The sequence below is a fragment of the Streptomyces sp. NPDC051987 genome (assembly GCF_040680735.1).
GTDB lineage: Bacteria > Actinomycetota > Actinomycetes > Streptomycetales > Streptomycetaceae > Streptomyces.
Genome location: NZ_JBFAXI010000062.1, coordinates 1 through 19,602 on the forward strand (window position 1 = coordinate 1; position 19,602 = coordinate 19,602).

General features: G+C 74.3%; 17 protein-coding genes and 1 riboswitch. Of the genes, 13 read left to right on the forward strand and 4 right to left on the reverse strand.

From position 1 onward, the window contains the following. Positions 1-166: 166 nt before the first annotated feature. Positions 167-709 carry a GNAT family protein gene (locus tag AB0M11_RS28020; protein WP_365710225.1) on the reverse strand — a complete coding sequence of 181 codons (543 nt, stop codon included), beginning with the start codon at positions 707-709 and terminating at the stop codon, positions 167-169. Positions 710-873: 164 nt separating this feature from the next. On the opposite strand from AB0M11_RS28020, the gene AB0M11_RS28025 reads away from it, so the two are divergent. Together AB0M11_RS28025 and AB0M11_RS28030 are read left to right on the forward strand one after the other, a co-directional pair. Then, a complete protein-coding gene (locus AB0M11_RS28025; RefSeq protein WP_365710227.1) occupies positions 874-1,944 on the forward strand; it encodes an MBL fold metallo-hydrolase in 1,071 nt (356 codons plus the stop codon). Between the two features lie 190 nt (positions 1,945-2,134). Continuing rightward, entirely contained in the window at positions 2,135-2,587 is a 453-nt protein-coding gene (locus tag AB0M11_RS28030) for a nuclear transport factor 2 family protein (RefSeq protein ID WP_365710229.1), read from the forward strand. Positions 2,588-2,605: 18 nt separating this feature from the next. Here AB0M11_RS28030 and AB0M11_RS28035 read toward each other — a convergent pair whose 3' ends face one another. After that, the gene (locus AB0M11_RS28035) at positions 2,606-3,187 is read right to left on the reverse strand and encodes an XRE family transcriptional regulator (RefSeq protein ID WP_365710231.1); all 582 of its coding nucleotides are present in this window, start codon (positions 3,185-3,187) and stop codon (positions 2,606-2,608) included. 257 nt (positions 3,188-3,444) lie between these two features. Between AB0M11_RS28035 and AB0M11_RS28040 the strand changes: the two genes are divergently transcribed. The 9 genes from AB0M11_RS28040 (at position 3,445) to AB0M11_RS28080 (ending at position 12,641) form a co-directional block, all read left to right on the forward strand. After that, positions 3,445-4,503 (forward strand): hypothetical protein, encoded by a 1,059-nt coding sequence (locus tag AB0M11_RS28040; RefSeq protein ID WP_365710233.1) that lies wholly within the window; start codon positions 3,445-3,447, stop codon positions 4,501-4,503. Between the two features lie 79 nt (positions 4,504-4,582). Beyond that, complete coding sequence (locus tag AB0M11_RS28045; protein ID WP_365710235.1) at positions 4,583-4,924, forward strand: antibiotic biosynthesis monooxygenase; 342 nt, start codon at positions 4,583-4,585, stop codon at positions 4,922-4,924. Positions 4,925-5,117: 193 nt separating this feature from the next. Next, positions 5,118-5,248, forward strand: a riboswitch (cobalamin riboswitch). Positions 5,249-5,360: 112 nt separating this feature from the next. Next, the gene (locus AB0M11_RS28050; RefSeq protein ID WP_365710237.1) at positions 5,361-6,575 is read left to right on the forward strand and encodes a prenyltransferase/squalene oxidase repeat-containing protein; all 1,215 of its coding nucleotides are present in this window, start codon (positions 5,361-5,363) and stop codon (positions 6,573-6,575) included. Further along, complete coding sequence (locus AB0M11_RS28055) at positions 6,572-7,210, forward strand: SCO2322 family protein (protein ID WP_365710238.1); 639 nt, start codon at positions 6,572-6,574, stop codon at positions 7,208-7,210. The genes AB0M11_RS28050 and AB0M11_RS28055 overlap by 4 nt, the downstream gene beginning before the upstream one ends. Before the next feature lie 313 nt (positions 7,211-7,523). After that, the gene (locus AB0M11_RS28060) at positions 7,524-8,609 is read left to right on the forward strand and encodes a CbiQ family ECF transporter T component (protein WP_365710299.1); all 1,086 of its coding nucleotides are present in this window, start codon (positions 7,524-7,526) and stop codon (positions 8,607-8,609) included. Beyond that, positions 8,606-10,249 (forward strand): ATP-binding cassette domain-containing protein, encoded by a 1,644-nt coding sequence (locus tag AB0M11_RS28065; RefSeq protein WP_365710240.1) that lies wholly within the window; start codon positions 8,606-8,608, stop codon positions 10,247-10,249. The genes AB0M11_RS28060 and AB0M11_RS28065 overlap by 4 nt, the downstream gene beginning before the upstream one ends. Beyond that, entirely contained in the window at positions 10,246-11,076 is an 831-nt protein-coding gene (locus AB0M11_RS28070) for an ECF transporter S component (RefSeq protein WP_365710242.1), read from the forward strand. Before AB0M11_RS28065 ends, AB0M11_RS28070 begins: the two co-directional genes overlap by 4 nt. Positions 11,077-11,414: 338 nt before the next feature. After that, the gene (locus tag AB0M11_RS28075) at positions 11,415-11,828 is read left to right on the forward strand and encodes a transglycosylase SLT domain-containing protein (protein ID WP_365710243.1); all 414 of its coding nucleotides are present in this window, start codon (positions 11,415-11,417) and stop codon (positions 11,826-11,828) included. 126 nt (positions 11,829-11,954) lie between these two features. Then, positions 11,955-12,641 (forward strand): YoaK family protein, encoded by a 687-nt coding sequence (locus AB0M11_RS28080; RefSeq protein ID WP_365710245.1) that lies wholly within the window; start codon positions 11,955-11,957, stop codon positions 12,639-12,641. Between the two features lie 168 nt (positions 12,642-12,809). Here the strand turns inward: AB0M11_RS28080 and AB0M11_RS28085 are convergent, their stop codons facing one another. Then, on the reverse strand, positions 12,810-14,045 hold the full coding sequence (locus tag AB0M11_RS28085) for a cytochrome P450 (RefSeq protein ID WP_365710247.1): 1,236 nt from the start codon (positions 14,043-14,045) through the stop codon (positions 12,810-12,812). A 271-nt stretch (positions 14,046-14,316) separates the two neighbouring features. On the opposite strand from AB0M11_RS28085, the gene AB0M11_RS28090 reads away from it, so the two are divergent. After that, complete coding sequence (locus tag AB0M11_RS28090; RefSeq protein WP_365710249.1) at positions 14,317-15,486, forward strand: steroid 3-ketoacyl-CoA thiolase; 1,170 nt, start codon at positions 14,317-14,319, stop codon at positions 15,484-15,486. Positions 15,487-15,605: 119 nt separating this feature from the next. Here the strand turns inward: AB0M11_RS28090 and AB0M11_RS28095 are convergent, their stop codons facing one another. Beyond that, positions 15,606-17,639 (reverse strand): bifunctional glycosyltransferase 87/phosphatase PAP2 family protein, encoded by a 2,034-nt coding sequence (locus AB0M11_RS28095; protein WP_365710251.1) that lies wholly within the window; start codon positions 17,637-17,639, stop codon positions 15,606-15,608. Positions 17,640-18,008: 369 nt separating this feature from the next. On the opposite strand from AB0M11_RS28095, the gene proP reads away from it, so the two are divergent. Continuing rightward, positions 18,009-19,385, forward strand: a complete 1,377-nt coding sequence (gene proP / locus AB0M11_RS28100; protein WP_365710253.1) for a glycine betaine/L-proline transporter ProP — start codon at positions 18,009-18,011, stop codon at positions 19,383-19,385. Positions 19,386-19,602 lie beyond the last annotated feature (217 nt).

Genomic DNA, 19,602 nt, shown 5'->3' on the forward strand with positions numbered 1-19,602 from the left:
AGCAACTACGACTCCGCCGCTGGTCAGGACACCCTCAAGTGAACTTCTCCTCGGGGCATCGGACGTCGCGCCAGTTCTAGTTCAACTAAGCCAGGCATGGGACCGATCGTGCTCTCACCAGCGAGTTCGGCGGGTACGGCGGGGCCGTGAGCCGCCCCGGGGCGGCTCAGGCCTGCGAGACCGGCTGCCACTCGTCGACGAGGAGGCCGAGCAGCACCTCGTCCTTGAACTCGCCCAACACCCAGGCGGAGGAGCGCAGTACGCCCTCACGGACGAAGCCGTTGCGTTCGGCGGCGCGCAGCATCGCGGGGTTGTCGGCCAGCGTCTCGATCTGCAGCCGTCGCAGGCCGAGCACGACGAAGCCGTAGTGGCACAGGACCGCGACCACGTCGGTGCCGTAGCCCTTGCCGCGGGCGGCGGGCAGCAGCCTCAGCCCGATGTGCGCGACCCGGTTGTGGGTGTCGATGTCCCACAGCGTGGCGCCGCCGACCAGCGTGCCGCCCGCCAGCTCGACCACGGCGAACCTGACCGCCTGTTCGTCGCTGTCGTCCAGCGAGAGCCTCGGGTCCGTCGAGCCGGGCGAGACCGGCCGCCATGGCCGGCTGTCGGCCCGCGAGGAGCCGGCCACGTCGTTCCAGAGTTCGGCCCGCAGGACCGGGATGTCCTCCTCGCGCCGGGCCCGCAGCCCGACCATGTCACCTCGCAGCATGCGAGCTTCCTATCCGGCCGGTCCGCGCGGCCGCAAACCAATATGCGGCCGCCCCGGGCCGGGCGCCGGAACGTCGTGGCCCGTCATCTGACGCGCCATCAGCTCTCGTTATAGTGAACAGTGGCCGTGGGGCCGGCGGGACCGGGCGGGTCGGAGGCAGCGCGATGACGGAGAGTCTGGGCGGGTCGGCGGAGGCGGGGCCGCGGGTGACGGTGCGGGATCTCGGCGGGGGCGTACGGTCCGTCGCCGTGCCCATACCGGACAACCCGCTCGGGTACACGCTGGTGTACGTGCTGGACACCGACCGCGGGCCCGTCCTGGTCGACACCGGGTGGGACGATCCCGGGTCGTGGGACGTGCTGGCGGCGGGACTGACGGCGTGCGGCACGGGCGTCGGCGAGGTGCACGGCATCGTCATCACCCACCACCATCCCGACCACCACGGGCTGTCGGGGAAGGTGCGCGAGGCGTCCGGGGCCTGGATCGCGATGCACGCGGCCGACGCGGCGATCGTGCGGCGGGCCCGGGAGACCCGGCCGGAGCGGTGGTTCACGTACATGGCGGCGAAGCTGACGGCCGCCGGGGCACCGGAGGAGCACGTGGCCCCGTTGCGCGGCGGACCCCGGCGCCGAAGCGCCCCGCCCGGCCTGGCCCCCGCCCTCCCCGACCGGGAGATCCTCCCCGGCGAGCTGCTCGACCTCCCGGGCCGCCGGCTGCGTGCCGTCTGGACGCCCGGCCACACGCCCGGCCATGTCTGCCTGCACCTGGAGGAGGAGCATCCGGCCCGGCTGCCCGGCCAAGGCCGCCTGTTCTCCGGCGACCACCTGCTCCCCGAGATCACCCCGCACATCGGCCTCTACGAGGATCCCGACGACGCGACCGTCACCGACCCCCTCGGCGACTACCTCGACTCCCTGGAACGCGTCGGCCGCCTCGCCCCCGCCGAGGTGCTCCCGGCCCACCAGCACACCTTCACCGACGCGCCGGGGCGGGTCCGCGAGCTGCTGGCCCACCACGAGGAACGCCTCGCCGGACTGCTCTCGCTCCTCCAGCAGCCGCTCACCCCCTGGCAGTTGGCGGTGCGGATGGAGTGGAACCGGCCCTGGGAGCAGATCCCCTACGGTTCGCGGAACATCGCCGTCTCGGAGGCCGAGGCCCATCTGCGGCGCCTGGTGAAGCAGGGGCGGGCGGAGGCGGTGACGGGGAGCGAGCCGCTCACGTACGTGGCCGTGTGAGCCTCGCGCGACCGGCATCCGCGGGACCGACGTCCGCGCGACCGACACCCGCGCGGCTGTCGTCCGCGGGGCCGTCGCCCGCCCGCACGACATCCGCGGGACCGAAGCCGACCCGGCCGGCATCCGCGGTGCCTTCCCGTCCCGCCGAATTTCGTTCGCCGGGTGGCGCTCCCGGCTGCTAGACAGACGCATGGACCCTCTGGAACGGCTGCTCGCCGAACGCGCCTGCGAGCGTCTCGTCGTCGACTTCGTCCGCCGGCTCGACCTCGGCGAACCGTCCTCCGTGGCGGACCTGTTCACCGAGGACGGGTGGTGGGAGTGGCCGCCGCCCGGGGACGGGCGGCGGGCCGAGGGGCGGGCGGCGCTCGCCGCCTACTTCGGCTCCCGGCCGCCGGGCCGGCTCTCCCGGCGCGTGATGTCGAACATCCTCGTCACGGTGACGGGACCGGACACGGCGGCCGCGACCTCGTACTTCCAGACGTACCGGGTCGACGGTCACGACGGCGCGACGGTGCCGGCCGGGCCGCCCGTGCAGGTCGGGCACTACGAGGACCGCTTCCGGTGCGTGGACGGCGGCTGGCTGCTGGCGTCCCGGACGCTGGTGCTGCCGTTCGGCGGGCCGACCCCGACGGCGGGCGGCTGAACCACCCGCGCCCCGGGCTCAGTTGACGGCCTGCTCGGCGGTGATGAGCATCTCCGCCAGGTCGGCGAGGGTGGCCAGCTGCCGGGCGTTCATCTGCGGGGCGCGGGCGGCCAGGCGGACCAGACCGCTCTCGCGGAGCCGGGAGAGCGGGTCGGCCTGGGCCTCCAGGCCCTGCAGCACCGGCTGGAGCGCCTCGTGCAGCGCCTCGGGCTCGTCGGCGGTGAAGAAGCCGGCCGGCAGACCGAAGAACCGCCGCAGCCGGTCGGTGTGTTCGAGGCTCGGCAGACCGCTCTTGCGCCACTCGCTCAGCCACTGCCTGCTGGTCCCGGCGATCGCCGCGAGCTCGCCCAGCGAGTACCGCTTCCCGTCGGGACGGCGTCGGTGCTCGCGGATGAAGTCGAGGCGCTGCCGCACCCGTTCGGCGAGCCCCGTCTCGGGCACCGACCCGCCGGCGAGGAGTTCGGCGACGACCCCGGCCGGGACCCCGGTGCGGTAGGACAGGTCGGCCACGTCCAGCACCTCGGACAGCCGCCCCGGCCGTCCGGTCAGCTCCCCGAGCCGTCGCAGTACGGCGGTCAGCGGGGCATGGGCGTCACTCACCAAAGTCCCCCCTGGACACGCGTGGTCGGCCGATCGGCCGAGCAGACGCGAGGCTATCCAATCACCGGTCCCACCCACCAGACATGACAAGGACCACTGCGCAAGAAGGCAGGGATCGTTGACATGTGACAGACCGACAGGAAAGGATCACGGCACCAGGCCACGGTCGAACCGAACCGTCCCTGGTGCCGCCCGTGGGGGAGCGGCATCCGGGGCGACCAGCCGCCCGCCTCCTCCCCAGAAGGTGAGGCGAACCGATGCCGCAGCCCGTCCTGCTCCTCGGTGCCGGCCGCCGGCGCGCGTACGACGAGTTCGCGCTGGCGCGTGTCGCCGCGGTCCGCCCGGTGCTGCTCGTGGACGCCGCGCCGCCCGCCTGGGCGCAGCCGTTCCTGGCCGGTCACCTCGCGGCGGACCCCGGCAAGGGCGGTGCCACGGCCTCGGCGGTGGTGCGGTTCGCGGCCCGGCACCGGGTCCGCGGCGTGCTGACCCACTCGGGCGCGTACGCGCTCGCCGCCGCCAGGATCGCCGGGCAGTTGGGGCTGCCCGGCCCCTCCCTCGCCGCGGTCGCCGCCTGCGGTGACCCGCCGGCGCTGCGCGCGCTGCTCGCCGCCCGCACGGTGCCCACCGACGACCCGGACGGTCCCGGTGACCCGGGCGGCCCCGGCGCGTCCCGTGTCTCGGCCGAGACGGTCGTCCTCGACGGCGAGATCCGCATCGCCGCCATCACCCGTACGACCCTGGGCCCGGCGCCCGCGCGGCAGCCGCTCCGGCACGCCGTGCACGCCCACGACGGCCTGCTGCACAACCGTTTCCTGCGCCTGGCCGTCGACCGCACCGTGCACGCCCTCGGTGTCGACCGGGGTGTCCTGCACATCGGCCTCACCCTGACCGACCGCGGCCCCCGGGTCACCGACGTCGCCCCGCAGCTGCCGGGCGATCTGATCCCGCTCCTGGTCCGGCGGGCCACCGGCGTCGATCTCGCGCAGGTTGCGGCCGCCCTGGCCACCGGCGAGGTGCCCGACACGACGCCCACCCGGCAGCGGGCGGCGGCGGTCCAGTTCGCCTACCCCGCCGCCACCGGGCGCCTCGAACGCCTGGACCTCTCCCCCGACGCCGTCCACGAGCCCGGCGCCGACCGCATGCTGCTCACCCGGCACACCGGCGACCGGGTCACCGCCGGCCCGCACGCCACCGTCGCCGACCGGCTGGCCCTGTGGGTGGCGGTCGGCGAGACCCCGTCCGACTGCGACGACGCGCTGCGCCGCATGGCCCGCCACCTCTCGGCGGACATCGCACCGCTCGCGAACGCGGCCTAGGAACACGCGAACCCGGCCGGGGAACCCGGGCACGACAGCGACACGCCGCAGCAGGGCCCAGGCGTCCTAAGGTGGCGCCATGACCCAGCACCCGACGCCCGTCGAGGCCTTCGAACCCCCCTACTACGTAGCCGTCTTCGCCTCGGTGAAGACCGAGGACCAGAGCGGCTACGGCGAGACCAGCGCACGTATGGAGGAGCTGGTGAAGGACATCCCGGGGTATCTGGGGATGGACCACGCGCAGACCCCCGGCGGGCTGGGCATCACCGTCGGGTACTTCCGGGACGCCGACGCCCTCACCCGGTGGCGGACCGACACCGAGCACCGCGCGGCGCAGAAGCGTGGGCGGGCCGAGTGGTACGAGAGCTACACCCTGCACGTGGCGAAGGTGGAGCGAAGCCACGGCTTCACACGCGGGTAGTCCCGCGCCCCGACACCGGGAAGCGACCGCCCGGACCAACTCCCCCGCGCCCCCCAGGACGTCGGTCCGGTCGGTGACCCGGGGCCCACGTCGGCCGAACGCCGCGGCCCGAGCGGGCTCCCCGTCATGGCATGACCGTAACGAAAGGGTCCCGCTGCCTCGCTCCGCACAGCCCCCTCTCAGGGGCGCGGCGGCGGCCGGTAAGGTAGCCGGGTCGTCATCACCCGTACGGGGGGAAGCCGGTGCAATTCCGGCGCTGACCCGCAACCGTGAGCCACAACCCACCTGTGGCGAGCCGGACCGCCCCACGCGGGACGTTGATCGGCTCAGGTGCGCCGGCACCCGTCGTCGCACGGCACCGTCGAGGTTTACGGAGCCGAGCCGCCGGGGTGTCCCGCGCTGCCCGGCTCCCCGCAGGGAGAGGCACCCGCCGACCATGACCGTCCTCCGCCGCACCGCAGGGGTGCTGGCCGCCACCGCCGTGATCGGTACCGCCACACCCGCGACGACCGCGCTGGCCGCCGGCACCCCGTCGCCGTCCGCGTCCGCGGTCCGGCCGTCCGGGCTGTACGGCAGCTCCGACCCCCGGTACGACGGCGTCTGGCGGCAGTCGCTCGCCCTGCTGGCCCAGCGTGCGACCGGGGTCACCCCGGCCGCGAAGGCGGTGGACTGGCTGGCCGGGCAGCAGTGCGCCGACGGCGCGTTCGCGGCGTTCCGCGCCGACCCCACGGCGGCCTGCGACACCAAGGTGACGGTCGACACCAACAGCACGGCGGCCGCCATACAGGCGCTGAAGTCGGTCGGCGGCCACGACGCCGCCGCGGCCAAGGCCGCGACCTGGCTCAAGTCGGTGCAGAACAAGGACGGCGGCTGGGGCTACACCCCGGGCTCGCCCAGCGACACCAACTCCACGGGCGTGGTGATCGGCGCGCTCGCGGCGGCCGGTGCGAGCGCGGACAGGTCGCCGTACGACCTGCTCGCCAAGTGGTCGGTGCCCTGCGGCCAGGACGGCGGCGGCGCCCTCGCCTACCAGCCGGACAAGCAGGGAAAGCTGGCCGCCAACGCGGACGCGACCGCGGCCGGGGTGCTCGCCGCCCTCGGCAAGGGCTTCGTGACGACGGCCGGGAAGGCGCCGGCGGCGGACCCCGCCTGCGTCGGCGCCGCCAAGGCCCTCACCCCGGCGGAGGTGGCCCGCAACGGCGCCGCGTACCTCGCGGACGCCATGTCCCGGACCGGCCACCTCGTCTCCGCGCTGCCCGGCGCCAAGACGCAGCCGGACTACGGCAACACCGCCGACGCGGTCGTCGCCCTGGCCGCGCAGGGCTGGACGGAGCCGGCGCGGAAGCCGTACGCCTGGCTGGCGGCGCACGCCGTGCCGTGGGCCGAGCAGAGCGGGCCCGCGGCCTGGGCCGAGCTGATCCTCGCCGCGCACGCGATGGGCGCGGACCCCCGTGACTTCGGCGGGACGAACCTGGTGACGGCGCTGAACTCGACGGGACCGGCCCCGCGGGCGGCTGCCGCGGAGCACGCCGGGGAGAAGCAGGACAAGAAGTCCGGTACCGGCGTGTGGTGGATCGTCGGTACCGGTCTCGTCGCCGGCATCGGCATCGGCTTCCTGTTCAGCGGGCGGCGGAAGCAGCGGCAGCTGTGACCGCGGCCCGCCGTGCCGTGCTGCTGCTCCTGGCCGCGCTGACGCTGTGCGCGGCGGTCGCGGGGCCGGCGGCGGCCACCGGCTACCGCTACTGGTCCTTCTGGGAGCGGGACGGCGCACGCTGGACGTACGCCACGCAGGGCCCCTCGACGGCGCGGCCCGCCGACGGCGCGGTCGAGGGTTTCCGCTTTGCGGTGAGCGAGGACTCCTCGGACGCGTCGCGGCCGCGCGGCACGGCGGACTTCGGGACGATCTGTGCGCGGACGCCGGCCGTCGGGGGCCACAAGCGGGTGGGACTGGTCCTGGACTTCGGCACGACGGCGGACGCGCCCTCGGGGGAACGGCCGCCCGCGCGCCGGACGGCCTGCGCGGTGGTGTCCGCCGACGCGACGGCGGCGGAGGCACTGGCCGCGGTGGCGAAGCCGCTGCGGTACGACACGAACGCGTTGCTCTGTGCCATCGGGGGGTATCCGCAGCGGGGCTGCGGTGAGGAGGTGGCCGCGGGGACGGGGGCGGGGGCCGGGGGCCGGGCCTCGGACAGCGGGCCGTCACTGGGCCTGCTGGCGGGCGCGGGAGTCGTGGCGCTCCTGGCCGCGGGGGCCTTCTGGCAGACACGGCGGCAGAAGAATGCGTGAGCGCCACGGCGCGGGCCGACGGGAGCCGGTCGCGCAGTTCCCCGCGGGCCGGTGGGGGCTTGTCGCGCCCACGCGGCGGCAGCCGCACACCGGGCACGGCCCCGCGCCCCTTACGGGGCGCCCCCTGACCGCCGACAGCAGCGACACCCCGAGCCGGTGGAACCTCCTCGCACCCACGCGGCGGCAGCCGGACGCCGGACACAGCCCCGCGCCCCTTACGGGGCGCGCCCTGACCGCCGACAGCGGCGGCGCCCCGAGTCGGTGGAGCCTCCTCGCGTCCGCGCGGCGGCAGCCGCCGCGCGGGGCGGCGTCGCTGCCTTCGCGTCGGCTCCGGCGCAGCCGCACCGTGCACCCCGGCGCCTGGTGGCTCTGGTCCCTCTCGCTGGGGGTCGCCGCGTCGCGGACCAGCAACCCCCTTCTGCTCGCCCTGCTCGTCACGGTCACCGCCTACGTCGTGGCGGTCTGCCGGAGCCGTTCCGCGCCCTGGTCCCGCTCCTACGCCGCCTTCGCCAAGCTCGCCCTCGGCGTCCTCCTCGTCCGCCTCGTCTTCACCGTCGTCCTCGGCTCCCCCGTCCCCGGCGCGCACACCCTCGTCACCCTCCCCGAAGTGCCGCTCCCCCACTGGGCGCAGGGCATCCGCCTCGGCGGCCGGGTGACGGCCGAGGCCCTCGTCTTCGCCCTGTACGACGGCCTCAGGATCGCCACCCTCCTCGTCTGCGTCGGCGCCGCGAACGCGCTCGCCAGTCCGGCCCGGCTGCTCAAGTCCCTCCCCGGCGCCCTGTACGAGCTGGGCGTGGCCGCCGTCGTCGCCCTCACCTTCGCGCCGCACCTGGTGGCGGACGTGCAGCGGCTGCGGGCCGCCCGGCGGCTGCGCGGCCGCCCCGACTCCGGTCTGCGCGGCCTGCTGCAGGTCGGACTCCCGGTGCTGGAGGGCGCGTTGGAGCGTTCGGTCGCCCTCGCCGCCGCCATGGACGCGCGCGGATACGGCCGCGCCGCCGACGTCCCGGCCCGGGTCCGCCGTACGACGGCCTGGCTCACCCTCGGCGGTCTGCTCGGCGTCTGCGCGGGAACGTACGGGCTGCTCGCCGCGGAGGGCGGCGGATACGGCCTGCCGGTGCTGCTGGCCGGGGTCGCCGCCGCGCTCGCGGGGCTGCGGCTCGGCGGCCGGCGTTCGCCGCGCACCCGGTACCGGCCCGACCCGTGGGACGCGCGGGCCTGGCTGGTGTCCGGCGCGGGCGCCGCCGTGGCCGCCCTGCTCACCCTGGCGTCGGTGCGCGATCCGGACGCCCTGCGTCCCGGGGTGGTACCGCTGGTCGCCCCCACGTTGCCCCTGTGGCCCGCGGCCGCCGTGCTGCTCGGTCTGCTGCCTGCCCTCGTCGTGCCGAAGGAGCCGTCGTGATCCGGTTCGAGGACGTCTCCGTCACGTACGAGGGCGCGGCCCGACCCGCCGTGCGGGGCGTCGACTTCGAGGTGCCCGAGGGTGAACTCGTCCTGCTGGTGGGCCCGTCCGGGACCGGGAAGTCGACGGTGCTGAACGCCGTGAGCGGGCTGGTGCCGCACTTCACCGGCGGCACCCTGCGCGGCCGGGTGACGGTCGCCGGCCGGGACACCCGTACCCACCGGCCGCGCGAACTCGCCGACGTCGTCGGCACGGTGGGCCAGGATCCGCTCGCCCACTTCGTGACCGACACGGTGGAGGACGAACTCGCTTACGGGATGGAGTCGTTGGGGATGTCCCCGGCCGTGATGCGGCGACGGGTGGAGGAGACCCTGGATCTGCTGGGGCTCGCCGAGCTGCGGGACCGGGCGATCGGCACGCTCTCGGGCGGGCAGCGGCAGCGGGTCGCCATCGGGTCGGTGCTCACCCCCCACCCCGCGGTCCTGGTGCTCGACGAGCCGACCTCCGCCCTGGACCCCGCCGCCGCCGAGGAGGTGCTGGCCGTGCTCCAGCGGCTGGTGCACGACCTGGGGACGACGGTGCTGCTGGCCGAGCACCGGCTGGAGCGGGTGGTGCAGTACGCCGACCGGGTCGTGCTGCTGCCGGGGGACGGGGCCGCGCCGGTCTGCGGGACGCCCGCCGAGGTGATGGCCGGGTCGCCGGTGTGTCCGCCGGTGGTGGAGCTGGGGCGGCTGGCCGGCTGGTCGCCGCTGCCGTTGACCGTGCGGGACGCCCGGCGGCGGGCGGCGGCGTCCGGGCTGCGGGACCGTCTCGCCGGGCGGGCCCCGGAGCGGCGGCCCGCGGCGGACCCCGCGGCCCACCCCGCGGCGGCCTCCGCGGCCGGCCCCGCCGCCTTCGCCGAGGTCCGTTCGCTGACCGTCCGCCGGGACCGGGTCGACGCGCTGCGGGGTGTCGATCTCGGTGTCGCCCCCGGCGAGACCGTCGCTCTCATGGGCCGCAACGGCGCCGGGAAGTCGACGCTGCTCGGCGCCCTGGTCGGGCTGGTCGAGCCGGGCTCCGGCACGGTGCGGGTCGGTGGCGCGGTCCCGCACCGCACCCGGCCGCGTGACCTCGTACGCCTGGTCGGGCTGGTCCCGCAGGAACCCCGTGACCTGCTGTACGCCGACACGGTGGGCGCCGAGTGCGCGGCCGCCGACCGGGACGCCGGGGCGGCGCCGGGGACCTGCCGCGGGCTGGTGTCCGGCCTGCTGCCCGGGGTCGCCGACGACACGCACCCCCGTGATCTCTCCGAGGGACAGCGGCTGGCTTTGGCACTCGCCGTCGTCCTCACCGCCCGGCCGCCGCTGCTGCTCCTCGACGAGCCGACCCGGGGCCTGGACTACGCGGCGAAGGCCCGGCTGGTGGGTGTGTTGCGCGGGCTGGCCGCCGACGGGCACGCGATCGTGCTGGCCACGCACGACGTGGAGCTGGCCGCGGAGCTCGCGCACCGGGTGGTGCTGCTGGCCGAGGGCGAGGTCATCGCGGACGGGCCGACCGACGACATCGTGGTCTCCTCGCCGTCCTTCGCCCCGCAGGTGACGAAGGTCCTCGCGCCCGAGCGGTGGCTGACCGTGGCCCAGGTTCGAAAGGCGCTGGCATGACCGGCCCGGTGCGGCTCGGCCCCCGTTCCCTCGCCGCCCTCCTCCTCGTCAGCGCCGTCGGGGTGGTCGCCGTCGGCTGGCCCTTCCTCGCGCCGCCCTCCTCCCGGATCGCCTCGCACGCCCAGGACGCGCCCTGGCTCTTCGCCGGCCTGCTGGCGCTGCTGGTCGCCGTGCTGGCGGCGGCGATCGCGGAGTCGGGGCTCGGTCCCAAGGCGGTCGCCATGCTGGGCGTGCTGGCGGCGACCGGGGCGGCGCTGCGGCCGGTGGGCGCCGGCACCGCCGGGATCGAGCCGATGTTCTTCCTGATGGTGCTGAGCGGGCGGGTGCTCGGGCCGGGCTTCGGGTTCACCCTGGGCTCGCTCACCATGTTCGCGTCGGCGCTGCTCACCGGCGGGGTGGGGCCGTGGCTGCCGTTCCAGATGCTGGCGATGGGCTGGTTCACGATGGGGGCCGGTCTGCTGCCCGGGCCCGAGCGGCTGCGCGGGCGGGGGGAACTCGCGCTGCTCGCGCTCTACGGTTTCGTGGCCGCGTTCGCCTACGGCACGGTCGTCGACCTGGCGGGCTGGCCGCTGCTGAGCGGCACCGCGTCGAACATCGCCTTCGACCCGGACGCGGGACCGGCCGCCAACCTGGCCCGTTTCCTCGCCTTCAGCCTGGCCACGGCCATGGGCTGGGACCTGGGACGGGCGGTGTGCACGGTCGTCCTCACCCTGCTCCTCGGTCCGGCGCTGCTGCGGGCGCTGCGCCGGGCCACCCGGCGGGCCGCCTTCGAGCCCGCGGTCACCTTCGACGAACCCGGGGTCACCTTCGACGGCCCCGGGGCGTGAGGCGTCGTACGCGCGCGGTGACGCGTTGGGTGAAGCACCCCACATGACGCACGTCACCTACGATCCGGAACAGTAGTCGGACTTTCCTTTATGTCCGCTTCGACACCCTCACTGACCTGCGGTTTGTGAGCCACGCCACTCGGCGGACGATCGCCGCCTATGCGACCTCCACTAGTAAAAGGGGTGATTGCGGGCATGTTTCCGGCCTGCTTCTCTGGACGACGTCGCCAGGCACCCCGGGCCCCCAACGGGCCGCGGCGCCGACGCACACGGACCGCGCCTCACGGGTGGTTCCGGAGCGCACGGCGACCCCCTGCCCCCGACGAACGAGGTTCTCCGTGTCCGTGTCCTTCATCCGCCGCGTCGCTTCCCCGAAGAAGGCCCTCACCACCGCCGCCGTGGCCGCTGCCGCCGCCGGCCTGGCCCTGACCGCGGCGCCCGCCCAGGCCGCCACCACGTCGGCCTCCTCCGCCCAGGCGATCGCGCACAAGATGATTCCGGACGCCGCGCAGTTCAACGCCTTCAGCAAGATCGTCTCGCACGAGAGCGGCTGGAACCCCTCCGCCACCAACTCCTCCTCCGGCGCCTACGGCCTGGTCCAGGCCCTGCCCGGCTCGAAGATGGCGTCCGCCGGTTCCGACTGGAAGACCAACCCGGCCACCCAGATCAAGTGGGGTCTGGACTACATGAACTCCCGCTACGGCAGCCCGACCGCCGCCTGGAGCTTCTGGCAGGCCAACGGCTGGTACTGAGCCGGCCGCCCCGCGCGCCCGTGCGCCACGGCACCCTCGCCCCCTCCTGTGGGGGCGGGGGTGCCGCCGTATGTCCGGACGTGGTGCACTGGGCCCGGAGCCACCAGTCCACCCGCCGGAGGAACGATGACGACGGCCGCCCCGCCCCGCGACCCCGAGGCCCGCGGCGTGCGGCTGGTGGCCGTGCTGCTGGCGCTGATGCTGGTGAGCGGCCTGATCGACGCCGTCAGCTACCTCGGACTGGGCCATGTCTTCACCGCCAACATGACCGGCAACCTGGTGATCCTCGGCTTCGCGGCCGCCGGGACGCCCGGCTTCTCGGTCCCCCACTCGGCGACCTCGCTGGCCGCCTTCATGCTGGGCGCGGCGGTGGGCGGCCGGGTCGCGGCCCGGTTCGGCGCCGGGTCCCGCCGCCGGTGGACGCGGGTGATCCTGGCCGTGGAGGCGGTCCTGCTGGCCGGTTCGGCCGCGGTCGCCTTCGCCGGGTCCGGCGCGACCGCGGCCGAGTACGCCCTGATCGGGCTGACCGCCTTCGCGATGGGCCTGCGCAACGCGAACGTCCGCAAGCTGGGCGTGCCCGACCTCACGGCGACCACGGTCCTCACCACCACGCTGACCGGACTGGTCTCCGAGTCCCGACTCGGCGACGGCAGCAGTGACCGCACCCCGCGCCGCGCGGCCGCGATCGCCGCGCTGGTGGCCGGCGCCGTCCTGGGGGCCTGGCTGATCCCGCACCACGGTCCGGGCCTCCCGCTGGCCGTCGCCGCGGCCGTGTCCGGGGTACTGGCGCTGGTCGCCTCGGGACGGGAGTGACGTCGCGCCCAGGGAGAGAACCGCGTCTCGGAGAGGACCGCGTCTCGCGGGGGACCATGTCTCGGGGAGGACCACGTCTCGGGGGAGGCAGGAACGGGGCGTGGGAAGGGGGGTGCTCCTGCCTCCCTCGGGACGGGCCGGCGGCGCCGGGAGCCGTCGGCCCGGGTCTCAGGAGGCGCTGACCTGGAGGTGCTTCACGCCGTTGATCCACGCCGAGCGCAGCCGGTCCGGGTCACTGACCAGGCGCAGGCCCGGCATCGCGTCGGCGATCGCGTTGAAGATCAGGTCGATCTCCAGGACGGCCAGGGACTTGCCGAGGCAGTAGTGCGGACCGCCGCCCCCGAAGCCGAGGTGGGGATTGGGGTCCCGGGTGATGTCGAAGGTGTCCGGGTCGCTGAAGACCTCGGGGTCGTGGTTGGCGGAGGCGTAGAAGACCCCGACCCGGTCCCCCTTGCGGATCAGCTTGCCGCCCAGTTCGGTGTCCTGGGTGGCGGTGCGCTGGAAGGAGTTGACCGGGGTGGCCCAGCGGACGATCTCCTCGGCGGCGGTCGCGGGGCGCTCGCGCTTGTAGAGGTCCCAGGCCTCGGGGTGGGTGAGGAACGCGTGCATGCCGTGGGTGATGGCGTTGCGGGTGGTCTCGTTGCCGGCCACCGCGAGCATCAGCACGAAGAAGCCGAACTCGTCGGAGTTGAGGTTCCCCTCGTCCTCCGCGGCGACCAGGGTGGAGACGATGTCCCTGGCCGGGCACTGCTTGCGGTCGGCCGCCATGTTCATCGCGTAGGCGATCAGCTCGGTGGCGGACTCGGCGCCCACCGCCTCGGTGATCGCGTACTCCGGGTCGTCGTACGCGATCATCTTGTTGGACCAGTCGAAGATCTTGGCCCGGTCGTCCTGCGGGATGCCGATCAGTTCCGCGATCGCCTGGAGGGGGAGCTCGCAGGCGACCTCGGTGACGAAGTCGAAGGGGCCGGTGTGCGCGCGGGCCGCCTCGACGATCGCACCCGCCCTGGTGCGCAGGCGCTCCTCCAGGGCGCGGATGGAGCGCGGGGTGAAGCCGCGCTGGATGATCTGGCGGACCCGGGTGTGCTCGGGCGGGTCCATGTTGAGCAGGATCAGCCGCTGGGCGTCGATGGCGTCCCGCTGCATGTGCTCGCCGAAGCGGATGATCGCGGTGTTGAGCCAGGACGAGAAGATCTCGGGGTGCGTGGAGACGTACTTGACGTCCGCGTGCCGGGTGACGGCCCAGTAGCCGTCGTCCGCGAAACCGGCGAGGCCGTGCGGCTGTTCGATCCAGCGGACCGGTTCGGCCCGGCGCAGCTCGGCGAACTCCGGGAGCGGCACGCGATGATGGAGCAGATCGGGGTCGGTGAGGTCGAACCCGTCGGGCAGCGCGGGACAGGGCATGGCGACTCACTCCCACCGTGTACGGGCCTGGACAGGTGCCGCGGACGTGTTCTGACGGCCCATCAGAAAACGTCGGCTGCCGTGAAGGTAATAACGGGTTCTACAAGTCGCAAGGGGCACGGTCACCCCAATTGCGTGCACCCCCCTTGCGGTTGTGGACGGCCTGTCAGCAGACTGCACACAGAACTAGTACGCGTTCTAGTTCTGCGTGGCGGGCCGGGCCGGGACGCCCCTGCGCCGCGCGGGTGACCGAGGAGAGGACCGAGCCCCCATGGCCGCGGAACCCGTGATCGTCGAAGCCGTACGCACCCCCATCGGCAAGCGCGGTGGCGCGCTGGCCAACCTGCATCCCGCCTACCTCCTGGGCGAGACCTACCGAGAACTCCTCGGCCGCACCGGCATCCCCGCCGACGCGGTCGAGCAGATCGTCGGCGGCACGGTGACCCACGCCGGCGAGCAGTCCATGAACCCCGCGCGTACCGCCTGGCTGACCATGGGGCTGCCGTACGAGACCGCGGCCACCACCGTCGACTGCCAGTGCGGCTCCTCGCAGCAGGCCTCGCACATGACCGCCAACATGATCGCCGCCGGGGTCGTCGACGTCGGGATCAGCTGCGGCGTCGAGGCGATGTCCCGGGTGCCGCTGGGCTCGGGCTCCAAGCACGGGCCGGGCAAGCCGTTCCCGGACGAGTGGAACGTCGACCTGCCCAACCAGTTCGAGGCCGCCGAGCGCATCGCCCGCAACCGGGGTCTGAGCAGGGCGGACGTCGACGCGCTCGGGCTGCTCTCGCAGGAACGGGCGGCGCACGCCTGGGCCGAGGAACGCTTCAAGCGCGAGACCTTCGCCGTCCAGGTGCCGACGACGGAGGAGGAGCAGCACGCCGGGCAGGGCATGTGGCGCCTGGTCGACAGGGACGAGGGGCTGCGGGACACGTCGGCCGAGGCGCTGGCGGGCCTGAAGCCGGTGATGCCGTCGGCCGTGCACACCGCCGGCAACTCCTCGCAGATCTCGGACGGGGCCGCCGCCATCATGTGGGCGTCGAAGCGGATGGCCCGCGCGCTCAAGCTCCGCCCCCGGGCCCGGATCGTGGCCCAGGCCCTGGTCGGCGCCGACCCGCACTTCCACCTCGACGGCCCGATCGACGCGACCCGCGCGGTGCTCGGCAAGGCCGGCATGACCCTGAAGGACATCGACCTCGTCGAGATCAACGAGGCGTTCGCGTCGGTGGTGCTGAGCTGGGCCCGGGTCTTCGAGCAGAACCTGGACAAGGTCAACGTCAACGGCGGCGCGATCGCCCTCGGCCACCCGGTCGGCGCCACCGGCGCCCGCCTCATCACCACCGCCCTGCACGAACTGGAGCGCACCGACAAGGAGTTCGCCCTGATCACCATGTGCGCGGGCGGCGCCCTGGCGACAGGAACGATCATCCAACGCCTCTGAGAAGCGCCCCGCAGGGGCGCTGGGGGTGCCCCCGGCCGAAGGCTGGGGGAGGAACTGCGCGACCGGCCACGACGGCGCCGCGGCCGAACGACAACGCACCGCGGCCCCGTCGACAGGCATCACCCGGGAGCCGGCACCAGCACCGACTCCCGGCCCTCCTCGGCGGCAGCCCCCCGCAGGGCCCGCGGCCCCTGCAGCAGGTACCCCACGCCGAAGCCCGCGCCCACCACCGCCGCACCGCCCACCGCGTCCAGGACCCAGTGGTTGCCGGTGCCGATGATCACCGAGACCGTGAGGAGGGGGTGGACCAGCCCGAGCACCTTCAGCCACCACTTCGGGGCGACGACGGCGATGACGATCCCGCACCACAGCGCCCAGCCGAAGTGCAGCGAGGGCATCGCCGCGTACTGGTTGGTCAGGTGGGTGAGGGTGCCGTAGTCCGGCTTGGCGAAGTCCTGCGGGCCGTGCACCGTGTCGATGATGCCGAGGCCGGGCATCAGGCGGGGCGGCGCCAGCGGATAGAGCCAGAAGCCGACCAGGGCGAAGCCGGTGGCGAAGCCGAGGGCGGTGCGGGCCCAGCGGTAGTCGACCGGACGGCGGACATAGAGGAGGGCGAGGACGGTCAGCGGGACGACGAAGTGGAAGGACTCGTAGTAGAAGTCGAGGAAGTCCCGCAACCAGCCGATGCCCTGGACCGTGTGGTTGGCCCAGTGCTCGATGTCGAGGTGCAGGAACCGCTCGATGTCGTGGATCTGGTGCCCGTGGCGCTCCGCGCGGGCCCGCCCCGAGGTGCCGTCGCCGTCCCCGGCGGCGGCGAGCCGGATCTGCTGGTAGGCGAAGTAGACCAGCCGCATGGCGACCAGTTCCAGGAAGAGGTTGGGGCGGGTCAGCACCCGGCGCAGCGAGGACACCAGCGGGATCTGCCGGAAGCGGGCCGGGACCGGCTGCGCGTAGTGGGTCGGGACCGGGCGGACGAACTCCGGGGCGGTGCGGGACAGGAAGGGCACGACCGTGGCCGCGGCGAGGGCGGCGAGCAGGATCGTGTTGTCGCGCACCGGCACGAAGAGCGCCTGGTTCGGCAGCATCGCCTTGGCGGGCAGTGTCATCACGAGGACGACCACCACCGGCCACACCGTCCGGTCGGCGGCCCGCCGGCCGGCCCGGCCCACCACCGCGAGCAGCACCCACAGCAGCTGGTGCTGCCAGGCGGTCGGCGACACCGCCACCACCGCGCACCCGGTGATCGCGACCGCGAGCAGCAACTGCCCGTCCTGGGCGTAGCGCACCGCGCGGCGCAGCGCGAGGGTGGCCACGGCAGCGGCGAGCGCCAGGAACAGGGCGATCTCCAGCGGGCCGCTCAGCCCCAGCCGCAGCAGCGCGCCGTGCAGCGACTGGTTGGCGAGCGCGTCGGCCCGGCCGCCGAGGCCGACACCGGCGATGTGGTGGACCCAGTAGGTGGACGAGTCGTGCGGCATGGCCGCCCAGGCCAGCGCGGTGCCCACGGTGAAGGTCGCGCCGGCGGCACCGGCGGCCCGGCGGCGGCCGGTGAACCACAGCAGCGGCAGGAACAGCAGCAGGGCCGGCTGGAGGGCGGCGGCCAGGCCGACGCACAGCCCGCTCTCGCGCTGCCCGCGGGCGGCGAAGCAGCCGAGCAGCACCAGCAGGACCGGGATGATGCTGGTCTGGCCGAGCCAGAGGGCGTTGCGGACAGGCAGCGAGACCAGCAGCAGGCTGATCGCGACCGGGGCGGCCAGCAGCGAGGTGCGGCGGCTCACCGGCTGGGGCAGCGCGCGGGCGGCGACCAGGCCGAGGGCGACCACCAGCAGCAGCGTGCCGAAGGTCCAGCCCCAGCCGAGGGCCTGCTCGGCGGCTCTGGTGAGCGGCTTGAGCACCAGCCCGCCGAAGGGGGTGCCGGTGAACTGCGTCGAGTCGTACAGGGACCCCTTGACGTGCAGCACACCGCCCGGGCCGACCCACGTCTCCAGGTCCGTCAGCCGGTCCCCGCTCGGCGTGCCGAGGACGACGGCCAGCTGCCGTACGGCAAGGATCGCGGCCACCGCCCACAGGCCGAGCCGGACCGTTCTGAACCGCGCCCCGGCCTCCACCGCTCCGAAAGCATCCCCCGCTCGCCCGCCACGCTCCACGTGCCCCACGCCTCGCCGGCCTCCCGCCGCGTCCTGTCCCGCATGTCGCGCTGAGAACCCGAATCAGGCTCCCACCGCCTTTGGACACAGACGCAGGCACCTCCTCTCCACCTGACATCCGCCCACCTTTGTGACGAAGGCGACAGGGCGCGGGCGAGGGGGTTGCGTCCACGGAGCGCGACAAGGATCACAGTGCGCGACCCGCATGAGCCCGCCGGAGCGGGCAGACGTCCCTGCGTACGACACCTTTGGCTGCAGTCTGCAGGTAAGTGCGTACGCGACGTGACGCCACCAAGTGCTCCTATCGTCGCTTTTCGGCCCGCCCAGCGCCGTACGGGCCGCGTCCCTGTCCCCGACGAAAGGCAGGCGAGCCCCGTTTTGGCGACCGCCGCAGCAGTCACCCCGTCCGTCCGGCGCCCCGGCGCCCGTACCGCCCCCGCCCCGACCGTCACCGACCCCGCGCTGGTCAGGCGCGCCGTGAAGGCGGCCGCGCTCGGCAACGCCATGGAGTGGTTCGACTTCGGCGTCTACAGCTACATCGCCGTGACCCTGGGCAAGGTCTTCTTCCCGTCCGGCAGCCCGACCGCCCAGCTGCTGTCGACGTTCGGCGCCTTCGCGGCGGCCTTCCTGGTCCGCCCGCTCGGCGGCCTGGTCTTCGGCCCGCTGGGCGACCGCGTGGGCCGTCAGAAGGTCCTCGCCGTCACCATGATCATGATGGCGGCCGGCACCTTCGCGATCGGCCTGATCCCCTCCTACGCGACGATCGGCGTCGGCGCTCCGCTGCTCCTCCTCGCCGCCCGCCTGGTCCAGGGCTTCTCCACCGGCGGCGAGTACGCGGGCGCGTCGACGTTCATCGCCGAGTACGCGCCGGACAAGAAGCGCGGCTTCTTCGGCAGCTGGCTGGAGTTCGGCACGCTGGCGGGCTACATCGGCGGCGCGGGCCTGGTGACCCTGATGACGGCGCTGCTGTCCGCGGACGACCTGACCTCCTGGGGCTGGCGCGTCCCCTTCCTGATCGCGGGCCCGATGGGCATCATCGGCCTCTACCTGCGGATGCGCCTGGAGGAGACCCCCGCGTTCGCGGCGGAGGTCGAGAAGGCGGAGTCCGCCCGCCCCAAGGTCCCCCTCCGCGAGATGATCACCGGCCAGTGGCGGGCGCTCCTGCTGTGCATGGCCCTGGTCCTGGTCTTCAACGTCACGGACTACATGCTGCTGTCGTACATGCCGAGCTATCTCACCAGTGAGCTGAAGTACGACGAGACGCACGGCCTGCTGGTCGTCCTCGGCGTGATGGCGCTGATGATGGTCGTCCAGCCGTTCGCCGGCGCGCTGACCGACCGGGTCGGCCGCCGCCCGGTGATCGCGGCGGGCTGCGCGGGCTTCCTGGCCCTCTCGGTCCCGGCCCTCCTCCTGATCCGCCAGGGCAGCCTGCTCGCGGTCGCCCTCGGCATGGGCGCCCTCGGCCTCCTCCTGGTCTGTTTCACCGCGGCGATGCCGGCCGCCCTCCCGGCCCTCTTCCCGACCCGGGTCCGCTACGGCTCCCTCTCGGTCGGCTTCAACATCTCGGTCTCCCTCTTCGGCGGCACCACACCGCTGGCGGTGACGGCCCTGATCGGGGCGACGGGGAACCTGATGATGCCCGCGTACTACATGATGGCCGCAGCGGTAGTGGGCGGCTTCGCCACCTGGCGCATGACAGAAACAGCAGGCAAGCCCCTCCCGGGCTCGCCCCCTTCGGTGGAAGCACACCCCTGAGCCCCACCTGACAGCCGACGGCTCACAAGCACCCCGCCAGGCGCGCACCTGACAACCGACAGCCCACAAGCGCCCCGTCAGGGGCGCGGGGAACTGCGCGACAAGCCCCCCCCCCCCCCCCCCCCCCCCCCCCCCCCCCCCCCCCCCCCCCCCCCCCGCGCCCCCCCCCCCCCCCCCCCCCCCCCCCCCCCCCCCCCCCCCCCCCCCCCCCCCGTAC

Coding starts and splice junctions, on each gene's coding strand:
- AB0M11_RS28080 (WP_365710245.1), top strand. CDS start 11,955: ATGACGACGGCCGCCCCGCCCCGCGACCCCGAGGCCCGCGGCGTGCGG.
- AB0M11_RS28045 (WP_365710235.1), top strand. CDS start 4,583: ATGACCCAGCACCCGACGCCCGTCGAGGCCTTCGAACCCCCCTACTAC.
- AB0M11_RS28025 (WP_365710227.1), top strand. CDS start 874: ATGACGGAGAGTCTGGGCGGGTCGGCGGAGGCGGGGCCGCGGGTGACG.
- AB0M11_RS28085 (WP_365710247.1), bottom strand. CDS start 14,045: ATGCCCTGTCCCGCGCTGCCCGACGGGTTCGACCTCACCGACCCCGAT.
- AB0M11_RS28090 (WP_365710249.1), top strand. CDS start 14,317: ATGGCCGCGGAACCCGTGATCGTCGAAGCCGTACGCACCCCCATCGGC.
- AB0M11_RS28040 (WP_365710233.1), top strand. CDS start 3,445: ATGCCGCAGCCCGTCCTGCTCCTCGGTGCCGGCCGCCGGCGCGCGTAC.
- AB0M11_RS28070 (WP_365710242.1), top strand. CDS start 10,246: ATGACCGGCCCGGTGCGGCTCGGCCCCCGTTCCCTCGCCGCCCTCCTC.
- AB0M11_RS28030 (WP_365710229.1), top strand. CDS start 2,135: ATGGACCCTCTGGAACGGCTGCTCGCCGAACGCGCCTGCGAGCGTCTC.
- AB0M11_RS28050 (WP_365710237.1), top strand. CDS start 5,361: ATGACCGTCCTCCGCCGCACCGCAGGGGTGCTGGCCGCCACCGCCGTG.
- AB0M11_RS28020 (WP_365710225.1), bottom strand. CDS start 709: ATGCTGCGAGGTGACATGGTCGGGCTGCGGGCCCGGCGCGAGGAGGAC.